Source organism: Lysinibacillus sp. 1 U-2021 (assembly GCF_029916965.1).
GTDB classification, from domain to species: domain Bacteria; phylum Bacillota; class Bacilli; order Bacillales_A; family Planococcaceae; genus Lysinibacillus; species Lysinibacillus capsici.
On the sequence record NZ_CP123966.1, the window covers coordinates 4,543,836 to 4,559,396 of the forward strand.

A 15,561-nucleotide genomic window follows, 5' to 3' on the forward strand; every position below is an offset into this window, starting at 1 on the left:
TTACTGATGAGCAAGAAAAAAGGGAAAACACCGCAACCTGCGGCAAAAACAATCACCGCCAGCGCCCCGAAAATGGAGGCATTCACCTTTGGTGAGCCGGTGCCGGTACTCGACCGCCGTGACATTCTGGATTATGTCGAGTGCATCAGTAACGGCAGATGGTATGAGCCGCCGGTCAGCTTTACCGGTCTGGCAAAAAGCCTGCGTGCTGCCGTGCATCACAGTTCACCGATTTACGTCAAACGTAATATTCTGGCTTCAACGTTTATCCCGCACCCGTGGCTGTCCCAGCAGGATTTCAGCCGCTTTGTGCTGGATTTTCTGGTGTTCGGTAATGCGTTTCTGGAAAAGCGTTACAGCACCACCGGTAAGGTCATCAGACTGGAAACCTCACCGGCAAAATATACCCGCCGTGGCGTGGAGGAGGATGTTTACTGGTGGGTGCCGTCCTTCAACGAGCCGACAGCCTTCGCGCCCGGCTCCGTGTTTCACCTGCTGGAGCCGGATATCAATCAGGAGCTGTACGGCCTGCCGGAATATCTCAGCGCCCTTAACTCTGCCTGGCTGAATGAGTCGGCCACGCTGTTCCGCCGCAAGTATTACGAAAACGGCGCTCATGCCGGATACATCATGTACGTCACCGATGCCGTGCAGGATCGCAACGATATCGAAATGCTTCGCGAAAATATGGTTAAGTCGAAAGGCCGCAATAACTTTAAAAATCTGTTTCTCTATGCCCCACAGGGGAAAGCCGACGGCATTAAAATTATCCCGCTCAGTGAAGTGGCAACGAAGGACGATTTTTTTAATATCAAAAAAGCAAGTGCTGAAGATCTAATGAGTGCTCATCGCGTGCCTCCCCAAATGATAGGAATGATGCCCAACAACACAGGAGGATTTGGAGATGTAACAAAAGCAGCACAAGTCTTTGTACGCAACGAGCTAACGTTCCTCCAAGAGCGATGTAAAGAAATTAACTGTTGGGTTGGCGAAGATGTATTTCGCTTTCGAACTTATTCATTATGACCCATCACCGAAACAAACACATAACAAGATTAGAACCAACACAAATATAGTGTAAAAGATTACACGACAGGCATGCAAATGCATGCCTGTACAAGAGAACACTTCATGTAAAAGAAGTTATTTTTTGCTGCGCCTTCATTTTATAGAAATGCAAATTCACTCCGTCACTCAAAAGAATTTTCTTCTTTAACCTATTGGTTTCTGTTGAGTTTAGCGGATTCCTAGTGCTAACAATAGCACCATGTTTTTTTTCTTTAGCACCTACATTAATCACACCTGACTTTAAAGTTGTCACTATCTGTTTAACAGCTTTTTCAACATCACTTCCTTTAAGTTCAACAAAAAGATGTGAAACATCCTGATTGTTATAAATCTTCAAATAATGATCACACCGCTCTCCAACAACAATAGCGCAACCATCTATTAACTTATGCTCAACTTCCAACTCATTATCATTTGTGACTGACAATTGCGTTGACGTTCCTTTATCAGATAGCACAATGATTTTATTTTTTGTTTTTCCTTTGCAATTTTTACACATTCAATCACCTAATTCACAGTAGCCGAATATTCGATATCAATCAATGCATCAAAAGTCTCTGAAAAAATAGAGGAAATCCTATCTATTTCATTCGCATCTAATATATTTAGTTCGGAATCCAGTATTTCCGTCACTTTCCCAGCATTAACCATATAAGCTGTCACATCATCAAAATCAATAATTTGAGACTCTGGAACAAGCTTATATAAGCGTTCGATATCGGTATTATTCTTGCCCTTAATACACTTTAATGCATTACCTGCTTGAATCAAATTATTGAAGGCACTTAGAATATATGGACTATGTGTTGTTATTGTATAGCTACAATAGCTTTCTGCTTGGTTATACGCTGAGGCTATTAAAGATACAACTTTTGCTTGGGCAGAAGGAAACAGATGAGCCTCCGGCTCCTCAATAATAAAACTCTTACTAGTCACAGACTGTAAATACGGCCATGAGGATAACATTAAAGCCATTGGTAACGCTTCTTGCTGCCCTGAGCTCGAGTTGTTAAGATTCGTGTTCTTAGCAGCATGACGAATAAAATCCTCACCCTTTTCTGTTATATATTTTCCGCAAATCAACTCCTCCACAAGTTTATTAACATGTTGAGGCACAGCCCCCCTAAGCATCCTAATCATGTAATCTTGGTTAAATAATTTTTTTGTTTGTTCATACAGAGAACCAAACTCTGTCAAAAAGTAGTCAATTTCTATACTACTGGATAAAAATGAAAACACATTTTTTTGCAAATTAGCAAAAAAAGAGCGCCCTGCGGGGATATAAAAAACACTTTCAAGCTTTGTTTCTGGTTCTGAAAACAATCCTAGAGAAAGACATACTCGCAATTCATGTTCAATTCCGCGTTTACGTCTTCTCGTAACGCTTTCTGCAAGTGAATTCTCAATATTTTCATCTAAATCCTTTCGTACAATCAAACGAAGTTTAGCAATCGTCTTCGTTAAATTCTCAGAAAGGTCTATTTTCAATGACCCTTTGCTATTTTTTCGATTAGTAATCCGCACCCAATAGTGCTTATTACTATACTCAATAAAAAACTCATCATCAGCCCAATACTGCTGAGGGAAAATTTTACTAAACTTATTCTTTTGCTCCTTCAATATATCTCTTTTAGTTTTACCCTCTGTTGAAGCTCGTAGTATATCCATAGGATAATCTTTAAAATATTTTATTAGCTTTGCAATGACACTTTTCCCCTGTGCCTGAGGCCCAATAAATATATTCACTTTCTTAAGAGGAATATCAACTTTTTGAATAGTGAGAAACTTATCAATCTTTATATTTTCCATATCATCTCCTTTGATGTGTTTTTAAGCGTAAACACCTTTTTATCATATGTACAAAAACACAAATACTCAACCATAATCCTTCGCTCTTCTGTTTATCTTACGCGCGGTGCTTTCCCCGCCTCGCCCGCCCGCTTCATGTGGCGGTTTTAATGCAGTTGCATAGATACTATGGATCCGCACCAGCTCTGACCGCGAGCAGCTGGAACGGGCATCCCCGACGCATGCAAAAACATTCACTTGTTGCATGCACGGCTTATTTAATGACAAATCAACTTAAGCGTCACCGCAGCTCCCACAAAAAAAACGTAACACCATGATTTTAGTGATATTTATGACTTTTTTAATTGCTTATTTAAGTCCGCCATATTGAAACCGTGCATTTTTTAGCCACCAATAACTTTAAAAAATTTACATTGCTTTCAATACCTTATCATCCGTAGTCCCTGCTTTTTACTTTGAGCTATATCAAAAAAAGCTCAAACATCCTTGATGCAAAACCAGTATTACACAACATAAAATGCAACCAGAAACAACGACATACTATATGTTGTGTTGTTCAGGCTCTCTGTTCGGTGATATGCCAGATCACTTTGCGTTTAAACAGAGCATTATTTCAGGGCAAGACTTCGCTAAATAGTAACTCCGCCTCAGAAGCGCATATATCGGCGGAAATTGCCCTCTGCTTACAGGAGGAAATATGAAGAAGTGCTATTACTGCATTCTCGTTCTGGCCCTCTTTGGCTATCCATATGGTAGTCCAAGTGGTTTGTCAGTAAACGTCAGTAATATCCATGTAAGTATTATTCTTTAGTATGCTTCAAACAAAAAAACCACCTGCCAGGGTGGTTTTTTTGCGCCTGTCATCATTCCGATGAAAGACTAGCAAGACTTCGCTCGAGATGAATTATGCTTCGACAAAAGGTCACTCGCAATGGTTTTATTAGCCGAAATAGATGCTCTTTTATGACTCGAATCAAATAGCTGCCTTAAATTACATGCTAGCGATTCAATACAATTTAGCCTTCTACTTCAGCATGCTATTGCTCCTCATCTGCCTTAGAGGCGCTTCGCATAATCCATTCAAAGGCATATAAAATCACGCTGCATTTTTACTCAAATGGGTAACAAAAATCCAGGCCACTCATCAGCGACCTGATAATTGAAAGATTTCCCGTAATAATTTACGGTCGCGCCACGCGCCAGCGCCTCAAGCTCCCATCGCTGCGGCCTGATACCGTTCTGAGCAAGGTCAACGCGGATACGGGTAATTTGCATTCTTTCCGACCGGGTCAGTCTGGCCGATGGTGCAATTTCATGTGGTTTTAACGGGCTTCCGTTTCTTTGCTGACGATTTGGTGTTCTCAGGTCGTGTTTTAATGCCCCCCTGAGCGCCCTCACGACCTCCGTGTCGTTCCATTCGATAACACCGTCATCAACCAGATTAAGCACTGCTGCGGCGTGTTCAGAAGGTGTGGGAGCCGGTAACGAAGTATCACCACCGGTGAGCTTTCCACAGTTATTGACAGGACTCCGAGGCGCGGCGATGCCGCTTTTTAAAGTCAAAGGCTCAACGACCGGAACTTTCGGCACAATGCGCCAATCCGTGGTTCTGGTGATATGAATATGACGCGCGCCGAGATGCGGTGCGTAAATGCCGACCACTCTCTCGACTTCTTCCTCGTACTCGTTAACGTCATCCGACGGGCTACGGGCGACTCTGACAGTCTGACAATCGCGCGGAACATTTGCCCCACCCTGCGCGCTGATATACAACGCAAAATCACCACTGTCTGCGGCGGCGCGTGCAGCCTCGACGCGCTCGTCAAACTCATCAGCAATGCTGACGCCGCGAGGCAATTTGCGTAATTCACGGTAAGCCCCCATTGTCGGCAGACCAACCGTTTTAAATTGCGGAATGCGCCACGTTGACGCCCATGCGGTAACAGCCGCAGCTGTGTCTTTCAGCGCCCTCAAGATGAGATTTCCCATTACGCAAGTAAGTAAGATCCCTCAAAGACGATGAGGTAGATAGGTTCGAGGTGGAAGTGTGGTGACACATGGAGCTGACGAATACTAATCGATCGAGGACTTAACCAAAAACGTTTGAAGCATTCAATGTATCGTTTATCTAGTTTTGAAAGAACAAGTCTTTCAGCTGAATAAGTGAAGTGATGATGGCAAAGAGGTCACACCCGTTCCCATACCGAACACGGAAGTTAAGCTCTTTAGCGCCGATGGTAGTTGGGGGCTTCCCCCTGTGAGAGTAGGACGTCGCTTCGCTTATTTTTTGTGGAGGATTAGCTCAGCTGGGAGAGCACCTGCCTTACAAGCAGGGGGTCGGCGGTTCGAGCCCGTCATCCTCCACCATTTTGGTCCCGTGGTGTAGCGGTTAACATGCCTGCCTGTCACGCAGGAGATCGCCGGTTCGATCCCGGTCGGGACCGCCATTATTATTGCCGGTGTAGCTCAGTTGGTAGAGCAACTGACTTGTAATCAGTAGGTCGTGGGTTCGACTCCTATCGCCGGCACCATTCCCTTGGAGGGGTAGCGAAGTGGCTAAACGCGGCGGACTGTAAATCCGCTCCTTAGGGTTCGGCGGTTCGAATCCGTCCCCCTCCACCATTTTAGGGGCATAGTTCAACGGTAGAATAGAGGTCTCCAAAACCTTTGGTGTGGGTTCGATTCCTACTGCCCCTGCCAGGTATTGAGGTACTCGTTCATAATACAGCTAATATAATCTATATAGTGGCGATTGTGGCGAAGTGGTTAACGCATCGGATTGTGGTTCCGACATTCGTGGGTTCGATTCCCATCAGTCGCCCCATTTTAAAATTGGGGTATAGCCAAGCGGTAAGGCAACGGATTTTGATTCCGTCATGCCTAGGTTCGAATCCTAGTACCCCAGCCATTTTTAATTTCACGAGCCATTAGCTCAGTTGGTAGAGCATCTGACTTTTAATCAGAGGGTCGAAGGTTCGAGTCCTTCATGGCTCATCATTTTTTAATTAACATGCGCCCGTAGCTCAATTGGATAGAGCGTCTGACTACGGATCAGAAGGTTATGGGTTCGACTCCTGTCGGGCGCGCCAATAAAATCATGTTTACGGAATGTAGCTCAGCTTGGTAGAGCACTTGGTTTGGGACCAAGGGGTCGTAGGTTCGAATCCTGTCATTCCGACCATCTTTCATGTTAAATGGGGCCTTAGCTCAGCTGGGAGAGCGCCTGCCTTGCACGCAGGAGGTCAGCGGTTCGATCCCGCTAGGCTCCACCATTGTAATATTTTTGGAGGTATACCCAAGTCTGGCTGAAGGGATCGGTCTTGAAAACCGACAGGCGGGTAACACCGCGCGGGGGTTCGAATCCCTCTACCTCCTCCATTTTTCGGGTCAGTAGCTCAGTTGGTAGAGCATTAGATTGAAGCTCTAAGTGTCGGCGGTTCGATTCCGTCCTGACCCACCATTATTGCGGGTGTAGTTTAATGGTAAAACCTCAGCCTTCCAAGCTGATGTCGTGAGTTCGATTCTCATCACCCGCTCCAAAATGGGCCTATAGCTCAGCTGGTTAGAGCGCACGCCTGATAAGCGTGAGGTCGATGGTTCGAGTCCATTTAGGCCCATCATTATTCCGAAGTAGCTCAGTTGGTAGTAGCACCTGACTGTTAATCAGGTTGTCGCAGGTTCGAGTCCTGCCTTCGGAGCCACGGCCCGTTGGTCAAGTGGTTAAGACACCGCCCTTTCACGGCGGTAACACGGGTTCGAATCCCGTACGGGTCATCAAGCATGTAGCACAGATGTGTGTTACATGCTTTTTTCTATTCTCCTTTTTGTTAATCGATAAAAGATAATGCAATAGCAGAAAAAGACCTATTGGCAAGGTGAGGGACTAAATTTCATTCCCCTAGCATCTTTCTATGGGCTTCCAATAAACCGCTTTACTTACCACGTACACTTCATGGTCAACATTTTTGTGAAGGCGCTTGACTTCTCTAGTATAGCGATACAGGCGCAATCCTGCCCAGAGAATTAGTGAAACTGGTTCTGCTCTATGCGAAAGCGAAGTACTAGCAGCAAGTAAGTAGCTCAGAGCGATTAGTCTTTCCATCATTTATAAAAATTCTGTTGATTTCTTTGTTCTGCAATCCCCTGAAAAAGGCTACATGACTACTGTAGCCTTTTTATAATAATTAAAATCTTTCTCCCTTACATTCTCTTACGAAAAAGAGTCTATAGAGTAAATTTGAACAAACTATTTCATATATAAAATATGTATGTTTTTTCGATTACTATTTTCATGGTGCTTGTTGTTTTGTTCCTCTAATATGAGGATAAGTGGAGGAATCGATATGAATATACAGGAGATACAGCAATTTTTAAATCTATATCAGACAGAACAAAATGAATCAGAACTTTGGTTAAAGAATAGATTACAGGCAGTTAAGGATGCAGGTGAATATCACCCAACAACAGAGGAGCTAGTTTTTGGTGCACGGGTGGCATGGCGAAATAGCAATAAGTGTATTGGACGTCTGTTTTGGCAGTCACTGCATGTGGTAGATGCACGTGATGTTTTAGATGAAAAGGCTATTTTTCATAAATTACTAGAACATATTGATTATGCGACAAATCATGGGAAAATCCGTCCAACTATAACAGTGTTTGCTTCCGATAGAGTACGGATTTGGAATCATCAACTAATTCGTTATGCAGGCTATGAAACAGATGCAGGCATTATTGGAGATTCACAGTCCATTAAATTTACAAAAGTGTGTGAGTCGTTAGGATGGAGAGGTAAAGGAACTGATTTTGATGTACTACCACTCGTTATACAGGTGGATAATCGTGCTCCTCAAATGTTTGTAATTCCTGAAGAAAATATAGTAGAGGTCTCAATCCGCCATCCAGAGTCAATCGATGTGGAGAAATTAGGAATGAAGTGGTATGCTGTACCCATTATTTCGAGTATGCGTTTTCAAATGGCTGGAATTGATTTTCAAGCAGCTCCATTTAACGGCTGGTATATGGGAACAGAGATTGGTGCACGAAATTTAGCAGATCATGATCGTTATAATATGTTACCTGCCATTGCAGACATTTTTAATCTTGATACAACCAAGCAAGCGTCTCTTTGGCGTGATCGTGCTTTAGTAGAACTTAATATTGCTGTTCTTCATTCATTTAAAGAAGAAGGTGTGAGCATTGTTGATCATCATACAGCAGCTCAGCAGTTTAAATTGTTTGAGGAGGCAGAAAAATCAACAGGAAGAGAAGTGACAGGCAACTGGACATGGTTAATCCCACCTCTTTCCCCTGCCACAACTCATATATTCCATAAACCCTATGTAAATATTTATCATACACCAAATTATTTTTATCAAAAACCATGCTATTAGTGTAAAGGAATTGTTTACTTTCAATACTTTTGATGAGAGAGGGCGCTTACTATGTTAAATCAGCAAATTCCCAATATCCCATGGAGACAATTGACGACACCTTATGGTAGAGGTACAGCCATTCCTAAGCTGATAGAACAGGAGCAATACACACAACTAGCTGAATTAATTGAACATCAAGGTACACTGTGGCAGGTGACACCATGGGTTTTGCTTGTCCTGCTAAAAAAGCTTACTAGTAAAAAATTAGAGGTTGTCTCCTTACAAGAGGTACAGTTATATTTAGCTGTGGCACATGCTATTACCAAGGATTATCTCGAGCCAGTCAATACTGTTAAAAATATGCAGGAGCTATTAGACGTCAACTATTTGTGGATAGAAAATGAGGATAATGATGAACAGGAGTGGGAGAAAGAAACGCCAAAGGGCTATGAGGAGCAAGCTTTTGTAGGCTATTACTATTATAGTTATAGGCTTTTACAAGAGGCTGTTCCTATTTTTTCTACTATAACAGCTCGTAATAATGAAGCATCAGAATGCCTTGCTGAATTGCTAACATTACTCCAGCAACCCGACAATTAAGTAATGTGTAAACACTATATAGAAATAGAGCAGATGGAGGAATCTAATCCACCTGCTTTATTTAATTTTAATGCACATATTCATCCTTAGAGGCTCTCATTGAGCAAAAGAAGAGTAACATTGCTACAACGACAAAGAGCCATCCCGCAATATTCCAGCCGCCAAATAAATCATGCAAGTAGCCAAAAAGAATAGGACCAATTGCGGCAAATAAATAACCCAAAGATTGTGCAAAGCCTGATAAATCTGCTGCTTCAAATGCAGTACGAGTACGGAGAGTGAAGAACATCATTGCTAGGGCAAATGAAGAACCACCTGCTAACCCTAGAAGAACCATCCACAGTACCCCAAGACTTGTCCATTCCATGACAACCCCAACAAAGCCTACTAAATAGAAGGATGTAAACATCAATACAAGTGGGCGTTGAGAAGTCATTTTACCGGCAATAATAGGCACTGCTAAGGCCATTGGTACTTGTGAGAATTGCATGATTGAAAACATCCAGCCAGCTTTATCAGGGGCTAAACCTTGAGCAATATAGATCTCAGGTATCCAAGCTGCTGTTGTGTAGAATAATAAAGATTGTAAACCCATTGCCCCTGTGACAGCCCAAGTAACAGGTGATTTCCATAAAGGTGTACTGGTCTTTTTAGATGTAGTAACTGGTTCCGGTTTATTTGACTTTAGTTGAGGTATCCAAATTAAGATTGTAATGAGAACGAGTATGAGTGCAATGGAAAGTGCACCTTGCCAGCCTAACCATGAATTAGCTATCGGATAGCTAATACCAGCACCAAGGCCTGCAGTAAAATTCATGGACATGGTGAAAAAGGCCATTAATAAACCCACATGATAGGGAAATTTCAATTTCAATAATCCTGGAATTAGTACATTTCCAAAAGAAATGGCTACGCCAATTAACACAGTACCCAATAGAAGTAATTCTGTAGTACCAAGTGAACGTAGGACAATTCCTAAGGCCAAGAGAAAAGTTGATAAAAATAATGTTAGCTCAAGCCCTAGTTTGCGTGCTACAACTGGTGCAAATGGAGATATAACAGCAAAAGCCAGCAATGGTATCGTTGTTAGAAAGCCTGCCAATACATTAGATATTCCAAGATCTTCACGGATAAAGGATATAATTGGGCCAACAACAGTTAGTGGCATTCGTAATGTAGAGGCTATAAAGATAACTCCAAAGACTAAAAGTAAGGTTGTTCCTTTCCAGCTAATTTTTTTACTTGGAAAACTAGTGGAATGATCATTTGTAGTCAAAATAAAATCCCCCCTAATAATAATCATTCTAATTGAACTACTATAACACTTTATCACACTATTAAAAATAGTAGAAGATTCATAAAATACAGAACATTTATGGTTGTATTGAAATGTCTATGGTCTTATGTTAGTATAATAAACATCATAAATTTAATAATTATATGCCTCATGTTTGTATTGAGGTAGAGGTCGCGATATTTATAAGTATGCTAATTGAAATGACAAGCATTGATGAAATTAGTTGAAAGGAAATATTGCCGAAGTGTGAGGGGACTTGAAAACCTCATGCTGGGGCTGTCTCCGAAAGGAACAGAACTGTCACGTTTGCACAACGTGTTGAGCTATCATGTAGGAAAAACTGAGGATTAATGTAGCCATCACAGTGTATATGTGATGGCATTTTTTTGCCTCATAAATAGGAAGGAAGCTATATCGTGAGTGAAATAAAAGTAAATCAGCTCGGACATAAAGCACCGAAGCTGAAAAAAGAATTAAAAAGCCGTCATATTACAATGATTTCTTTAGGCGGTACAATTGGTACGGGGCTATTTTTAGCCAGTGGAGGAGCAATTGCTCAGGCAGGACCTGGAGGAGCATTGCTTGCCTATGCTTTAATTGGTATTATGGTGTATTTTTTAATGACAAGCTTAGGGGAAATGGCTGCCTATATGCCATCATCAGGTTCATTTAGTACGTATGCAACGAAATTTGTAGATCCTGCTTTGGGCTTTGCATTAGGCTGGAACTATTGGTATAACTGGGCAATCACCATTGCTGCCGAAATTGCTGCTGTGTCATTAATTATGAAATATTGGTTCCCAGATAGTTCATCAGCACTTTGGACAGTATTATTTATTGCTGTTGTACTGACGTTTAATTTACTATCCGTAAAAAGTTATGGTGAAAGTGAATATTGGTTTGCCATGATTAAAGTAGCAACGGTTATTGTTTTTATTATCATTAGCTTACTAATGATTTTTGGTATTTTAGGTGGGCAGGCTCCTGTAGGTTTCACTAATTTCTTTGTTAGTGATGGGCCATTCCATGGTGGCTTCCTTGCTACATTTGGTATTTTCCTAGCTGCAGGATTTTCATTCCAAGGGACAGAATTACTAGGAATTACAGCTGGTGAAACAGATGATCCTGGTAAAAATATTCCGAAGGCTGTTAAATCTGTATTTTGGCGTATTCTTTTGTTTTATATTTTAGCGATTGGTGCAATTGGGATGTTAATTCCATTTACAGACGAACGTTTATTATCAGAAGATATCGCAGTATCACCGTTTACACTAGTGTTTGACCGCCTAGGTATCGCCTTTGCTGCTTCATTAATGAATGCCATTATTTTAACGGCTATGCTTTCAGCAGGAAATTCAGGACTATATGCATCTTCTCGTATGTTATGGCAATTAGCTGTGGATGGACATGCACCTAAATTTTTTGCAAAGCTAAGTCGTAGAGGTATTCCGATTTATGCACTTATGGCAACATTAGCTGTAGGCTGTTTAGCATTTTTGGCATCCTTCTTTGGCGATGGAGTGGTTTATATCTGGTTATTAAATGCTTCTGGAATGTCTGGGTTTATTGCATGGCTAGGTATTGCGTTTAGTCATTATCGTTTCCGCCGAGCGTTTGATGCACAGGGCTTAGATCCAAAGTTATTACCTTATAAAGCCAAATTATTTCCGTTTGGACCATTATTTGCTTTTACAGTTTGTATGATTGTAGTCATTGGACAAAATTACACAGCCTTTACAGGCGATAAGATTGATTGGTACGGTATCCTTGTTTCGTATATTGGGATTCCATTATTTTTAGCATTATGGTTTGGCTATAAAATAAAGCACAAAACAAAAATGCTTCCACTTAAAGATTGTGATTTAAAAGTTGAAGATTAGATAATAGAGCTGTTCTATAAACCAAAGAGTGATGGTTTATGGAGCAGCTCTTTTTTCAACACTCATAAACAAATCACTAATCAAACATCATAAATATGGTAATGTAATATACATATGGAAATTGGGTTTTGATAGGAGAGGTGCATCATAGTGCAAAAGCATATTTTACTTGTAGAAGACGATGAAGCCATTCGTGAAATGGTTTCTAATTACTTAACGATGGAAGGTTTCCATGTCACAACAGTGACTAATGGCGAAGAGGCATTACAAAATTGTTTGCAAAAAACCTTTGACTTAGTCATCTTAGATATTATGATTCCTAAATTAAATGGATTGGAAGTATTAAAGATTATTAGAGAGCAGGCAGCACTTCCTATCATTATTATGTCTGCAAAAGACAGTGATGTTGATAAAGCATTGGGCTTAGGATTAGGGGCAGATGATTATATTGCTAAACCCTTTTCTATGCTGGAATTTTCAGCACGTGTAAAGGCTGTTATCAGAAGAGCTACGAAATACTCTAGTCAAGCTGAACAAAAGCAAGAAGTCCTAGAAATTGATAATTTAAAGATAGATATCGTTAATTTTTCAATAACAAAGAGCGGACAAGAGATAAAGCTGACATCAAAGGAATTTTCCATTTTAAAATTGTTTGTGACAAATCGCCACAGAGTTTTTACCAAAGAGCAAATTTATCAGACGATATGGAAAGATGCCTATTACGGAGATGAAAATATTATAAATGTACATATCAGAAGACTACGTGAAAAAATAGAAGATGATCCGTCACATCCTCAATATATTAAAACCCTATGGGGAATCGGCTATAAATTTGAAGGGTAAAACTATATGATATTTCTATTATTATTAATCATTGTATTGCTAATCGGCATTCTTATTTTTCAATGGAAAATCAAGAAAGAACAAGAACGTGCTATCCAATATATTCATCGAAAACTACACGTAATTGTGAATGAACAGACGTATGAAAAGATTCTAGTAACAACTACAAATTCAGAAATTCAACAGTTACTTATTACACTGAATACTTTGCTAGATCAACATCAAAAAATTCAGGCTACGCATCGTAAAATGGAAAATTCCATGAAAAAGATGTTGGCCAATATTTCACATGATCTTAAAACGCCTTTAACCGTTGTACTTGGCTATATTGAAATGCTTCAACTTCAAAATGGGATTAGTGGCGAGGAACAGCAACGTTTACTTAAGGGTGTACATGCTAAAACATTAGAAGTATTAAAAATTATTCATACATTTTTTGACTTGGCAAAATTAGAGGCTGGGGACACAGATTATCCAATCACTAAAATCAATGTCAGTGAAATATGCCGAAAAAATGTTTTGTCTTTTTACGATTTGGTTACTTCACTGGGATTAGATATTAAAATTGATATCCCAGAAAGCTCCATATATGCGCTTGGTAATGAAGAAGCATTAAATAGAGTGTTAAACAATCTACTGTCTAATGCTATTGCATATGGAGCAGATGGCAATGTAATTGGAATTACCATAAGAAATGACGAAGTCAATATTGATATTGATGTGTGGGATTGTGGCAGGGGCATTGATGAATATCATATCGATCGCGTTTTTGAAAGAATGTATACACTTGAGGATTCTCGAAATAAATCTTTCCAAGGTAGCGGTTTGGGACTAACGATTACAAAGAGACTAGTAGAAATAATGAATGGCTCCATCCGTTTATCGAGTATTCCCTATGAAAGAACTATTTTTACGATTTCGTTAAAGCGAATGATGTATTAAATCGATTATGCTTGTAGAGCTTTAATGCTTTGCAGGCTTTTTTACTTAAGAAATATGTAAGAATGCAGTAATAAAATAGAGAGTTTCATTTTTTATAATGAAGCTAGTCACAATTGAGGGAGAGAATTACATGACATACATTGTAAAAACAAATCAGCTTACGAAAGTGTACGATGGAAAGGAAGTTGTTTCTGCTGTCAATATGAACGTTAAGAAGGGAGAAATTTATGGATTTTTAGGTCCAAATGGTGCGGGTAAAACGACTGTTATGAAGATGCTGACTAATCTTACGAAGCCTACAAGTGGGGATGTAGAAATTTTGGGGACGAAATTGACGGATAAATCCTATGAAATACTAAAAAGAATGGGGACAATTATTGAATATCCTATTTTTTATGAAAAATTAACGGCTAGTGAGACCCTGGAATTACATTGTGAATACATGGGTTATTATGATAAGAAAGAAATTGCACATGTTCTTAATTTAGTAAAGTTATCGAATACAGAGAATAAGCAGGTTAAAGATTTTTCTCTGGGAATGAAGCAGAGATTAGGTATCGCAAGGGCCATTATTACAAAGCCAGAGTTACTTATATTAGACGAACCAATTAATGGATTAGACCCAGTAGGGATAAAGGAGTTAAGAGAGCTTTTCAAGATGCTTTGTAAAGAGTACGGTATAACCATTATTATCTCTAGTCATATTCTGGCTGAAATAGAACAATTGGTCGATACAATAGGTGTTATTAAGAATGGAAGGCTCATCACGGAGGTAGCAATGGATACTATTAATCGTGATCAGGTCAATTATACCGAAGTGATTGTAAGTGATGGGAAAAAGGCAGCGTTTATTATTGAAAGCGAATTGAACATTACTAATTTTAAGCTAATGGATGATAAAACGATACGTATATACGACTCAACTCTATCCCAAAAAAGCCTATCTAGAGCATTAATTGAACATAACGTTGAGATTGAAGAGATTAGTAAAAAAACAAGTTCATTAGAGGATTATTTCTTAAAGCTAATCAATGGAGGTGTTGTCCATGCTTAATTTAATGCGTTTAGAAATGAAAAAATTTCATTTAGGTTCATATGTTAAAGGAGCCATTATCGCTAATTTTGTTATTCTTGGTTTCTTGTTTATGATTTTATTTATTTCTAAAGTTGAAGGAGACCCAGGGCTTGAAAATTATGAGGTTGCATTCAGTGTTATTGATTCATTTGTAAGAGCAGTTTTTATGATTTTTGCTTCTACGTTAATAGCTAAGTTAATCATCGGAGAATATAAATTTAAAACCATTACATTAGCCTTTATGTATCCTATAAGTAGAAAGAAATTAATGGTCGCAAAGCTTGCTATTGTCATGCTATTTACTTTCAGTATGATCATTATCTCCAATGCTCTTATTACAACCATTTTTTGTATTATAAGCGATCGATATGAATTAATTCCTGATGTACTATCAAGTTCTTTAATTATCCAGCAAATACCTTCTGTATTGATGAATGCGATTGCTGCCTCAGGTATAGCTTTAATCCCATTGTATTTCGGGATGAGAAAATACTCTATACCGACAACTATCATTTCATCTATTATAATTGTGTCTGTAACTTCATCAAATTCAGGTAACTTTACTTTAAACGATATTATTATTATTCCAATTACTTTAGCAATCGTGGGTCTTGGTATTGCTTATTTAGCCATTAGAAATATCGAAAAGGTGGACGTTTAATCAAAAAGATACCA

Annotated in this window: 12 protein-coding genes, 17 tRNA genes, 1 rRNA gene and 1 riboswitch; of the genes, 26 read left to right on the forward strand and 4 right to left on the reverse strand. The window is 39.7% G+C overall.

Annotation, left to right across the window (positions count from 1 at the left end):
• Nucleotides 1–6: 6 nt before the first annotated feature.
• Nucleotides 7–1,026 carry a phage portal protein gene (locus QH639_RS24140; protein ID WP_281115365.1) on the forward strand — a complete coding sequence of 340 codons (1,020 nt, stop codon included), beginning with the start codon at nucleotides 7–9 and terminating at the stop codon, nucleotides 1,024–1,026.
• Nucleotides 1,027–1,129: 103 nt separating this feature from the next.
• On the opposite strand, the gene QH639_RS24145 is transcribed toward QH639_RS24140, so the two are convergent.
• The 3 genes from QH639_RS24145 to QH639_RS24155 form a co-directional block, all read right to left on the reverse strand.
• A complete protein-coding gene (locus QH639_RS24145; RefSeq protein WP_000335230.1) occupies nucleotides 1,130–1,567 on the reverse strand; it encodes a hypothetical protein in 438 nt (145 codons plus the stop codon).
• 8 nt (nucleotides 1,568–1,575) lie between these two features.
• A complete protein-coding gene (locus QH639_RS24150; protein WP_040100833.1) occupies nucleotides 1,576–2,877 on the reverse strand; it encodes an AAA family ATPase in 1,302 nt (433 codons plus the stop codon).
• Between the two features lie 1,113 nt (nucleotides 2,878–3,990).
• Nucleotides 3,991–4,851, reverse strand: coding sequence for a hypothetical protein (locus tag QH639_RS24155; protein ID WP_281115366.1), 861 nt, complete (start codon nucleotides 4,849–4,851; stop codon nucleotides 3,991–3,993).
• A 190-nt stretch (nucleotides 4,852–5,041) separates the two neighbouring features.
• On the opposite strand from QH639_RS24155, the gene rrf reads away from it, so the two are divergent.
• From rrf to QH639_RS24255, 20 genes are all read left to right on the forward strand, one after another.
• Nucleotides 5,042–5,157, forward strand: a 5S ribosomal RNA gene (gene rrf, locus QH639_RS24160).
• A gap of 11 nt (nucleotides 5,158–5,168) precedes the next feature.
• A tRNA-Val gene (locus QH639_RS24165) sits at nucleotides 5,169–5,244 on the forward strand.
• 4 nt (nucleotides 5,245–5,248) lie between these two features.
• Nucleotides 5,249–5,324: transfer RNA gene (locus QH639_RS24170), tRNA-Asp, on the forward strand.
• A gap of 8 nt (nucleotides 5,325–5,332) precedes the next feature.
• Nucleotides 5,333–5,408: transfer RNA gene (locus QH639_RS24175), tRNA-Thr, on the forward strand.
• Between the two features lie 7 nt (nucleotides 5,409–5,415).
• Nucleotides 5,416–5,499 (forward strand) — tRNA-Tyr (locus QH639_RS24180).
• Nucleotides 5,500–5,503: 4 nt separating this feature from the next.
• Nucleotides 5,504–5,577: transfer RNA gene (locus QH639_RS24185), tRNA-Trp, on the forward strand.
• 48 nt (nucleotides 5,578–5,625) lie between these two features.
• A tRNA-His gene (locus QH639_RS24190) sits at nucleotides 5,626–5,701 on the forward strand.
• A gap of 9 nt (nucleotides 5,702–5,710) precedes the next feature.
• Nucleotides 5,711–5,785, forward strand: a tRNA-Gln gene (locus tag QH639_RS24195).
• Between the two features lie 13 nt (nucleotides 5,786–5,798).
• A tRNA-Lys gene (locus QH639_RS24200) sits at nucleotides 5,799–5,871 on the forward strand.
• A gap of 18 nt (nucleotides 5,872–5,889) precedes the next feature.
• Nucleotides 5,890–5,966, forward strand: a tRNA-Arg gene (locus QH639_RS24205).
• A 15-nt stretch (nucleotides 5,967–5,981) separates the two neighbouring features.
• Nucleotides 5,982–6,058: transfer RNA gene (locus QH639_RS24210), tRNA-Pro, on the forward strand.
• Between the two features lie 15 nt (nucleotides 6,059–6,073).
• Nucleotides 6,074–6,149: transfer RNA gene (locus QH639_RS24215), tRNA-Ala, on the forward strand.
• A gap of 13 nt (nucleotides 6,150–6,162) precedes the next feature.
• Nucleotides 6,163–6,255 (forward strand) — tRNA-Ser (locus QH639_RS24220).
• Nucleotides 6,256–6,261: 6 nt separating this feature from the next.
• Nucleotides 6,262–6,337, forward strand: a tRNA-Phe gene (locus QH639_RS24225).
• A gap of 5 nt (nucleotides 6,338–6,342) precedes the next feature.
• Nucleotides 6,343–6,416 (forward strand) — tRNA-Gly (locus tag QH639_RS24230).
• A 4-nt stretch (nucleotides 6,417–6,420) separates the two neighbouring features.
• Nucleotides 6,421–6,494: transfer RNA gene (locus QH639_RS24235), tRNA-Ile, on the forward strand.
• Nucleotides 6,495–6,501: 7 nt separating this feature from the next.
• A tRNA-Asn gene (locus QH639_RS24240) sits at nucleotides 6,502–6,578 on the forward strand.
• 1 nt (nucleotide 6,579) lies between these two features.
• Nucleotides 6,580–6,651 (forward strand) — tRNA-Glu (locus QH639_RS24245).
• A 569-nt stretch (nucleotides 6,652–7,220) separates the two neighbouring features.
• Nucleotides 7,221–8,267, forward strand: coding sequence for a nitric oxide synthase oxygenase (locus QH639_RS24250; protein ID WP_281115367.1), 1,047 nt, complete (start codon nucleotides 7,221–7,223; stop codon nucleotides 8,265–8,267).
• Between the two features lie 51 nt (nucleotides 8,268–8,318).
• The gene (locus QH639_RS24255; RefSeq protein WP_131522378.1) at nucleotides 8,319–8,849 is read left to right on the forward strand and encodes a hypothetical protein; all 531 of its coding nucleotides are present in this window, start codon (nucleotides 8,319–8,321) and stop codon (nucleotides 8,847–8,849) included.
• 67 nt (nucleotides 8,850–8,916) lie between these two features.
• Here the strand turns inward: QH639_RS24255 and QH639_RS24260 are convergent, their stop codons facing one another.
• Nucleotides 8,917–10,125 carry a CynX/NimT family MFS transporter gene (locus tag QH639_RS24260; protein ID WP_131522379.1) on the reverse strand — a complete coding sequence of 403 codons (1,209 nt, stop codon included), beginning with the start codon at nucleotides 10,123–10,125 and terminating at the stop codon, nucleotides 8,917–8,919.
• Nucleotides 10,126–10,303: 178 nt separating this feature from the next.
• A riboswitch (Lysine riboswitch) is annotated at nucleotides 10,304–10,480 on the forward strand.
• An 82-nt stretch (nucleotides 10,481–10,562) separates the two neighbouring features.
• Between QH639_RS24260 and QH639_RS24265 the strand changes: the two genes are divergently transcribed.
• From QH639_RS24265 to QH639_RS24285, 5 genes are all read left to right on the forward strand, one after another.
• A complete protein-coding gene (locus QH639_RS24265) occupies nucleotides 10,563–12,026 on the forward strand; it encodes an amino acid permease (protein WP_259951188.1) in 1,464 nt (487 codons plus the stop codon).
• A gap of 150 nt (nucleotides 12,027–12,176) precedes the next feature.
• The gene (locus QH639_RS24270) at nucleotides 12,177–12,869 is read left to right on the forward strand and encodes a response regulator transcription factor (protein WP_131522381.1); all 693 of its coding nucleotides are present in this window, start codon (nucleotides 12,177–12,179) and stop codon (nucleotides 12,867–12,869) included.
• 6 nt (nucleotides 12,870–12,875) lie between these two features.
• Nucleotides 12,876–13,811 carry a sensor histidine kinase gene (locus QH639_RS24275; RefSeq protein WP_281115369.1) on the forward strand — a complete coding sequence of 312 codons (936 nt, stop codon included), beginning with the start codon at nucleotides 12,876–12,878 and terminating at the stop codon, nucleotides 13,809–13,811.
• A 130-nt stretch (nucleotides 13,812–13,941) separates the two neighbouring features.
• Nucleotides 13,942–14,865 (forward strand): ABC transporter ATP-binding protein, encoded by a 924-nt coding sequence (locus QH639_RS24280; protein ID WP_131522383.1) that lies wholly within the window; start codon nucleotides 13,942–13,944, stop codon nucleotides 14,863–14,865.
• Nucleotides 14,858–15,547, forward strand: a complete 690-nt coding sequence (locus QH639_RS24285) for an ABC transporter permease (protein WP_048391929.1) — start codon at nucleotides 14,858–14,860, stop codon at nucleotides 15,545–15,547. Before QH639_RS24280 ends, QH639_RS24285 begins: the two co-directional genes overlap by 8 nt.
• Nucleotides 15,548–15,561 lie beyond the last annotated feature (14 nt).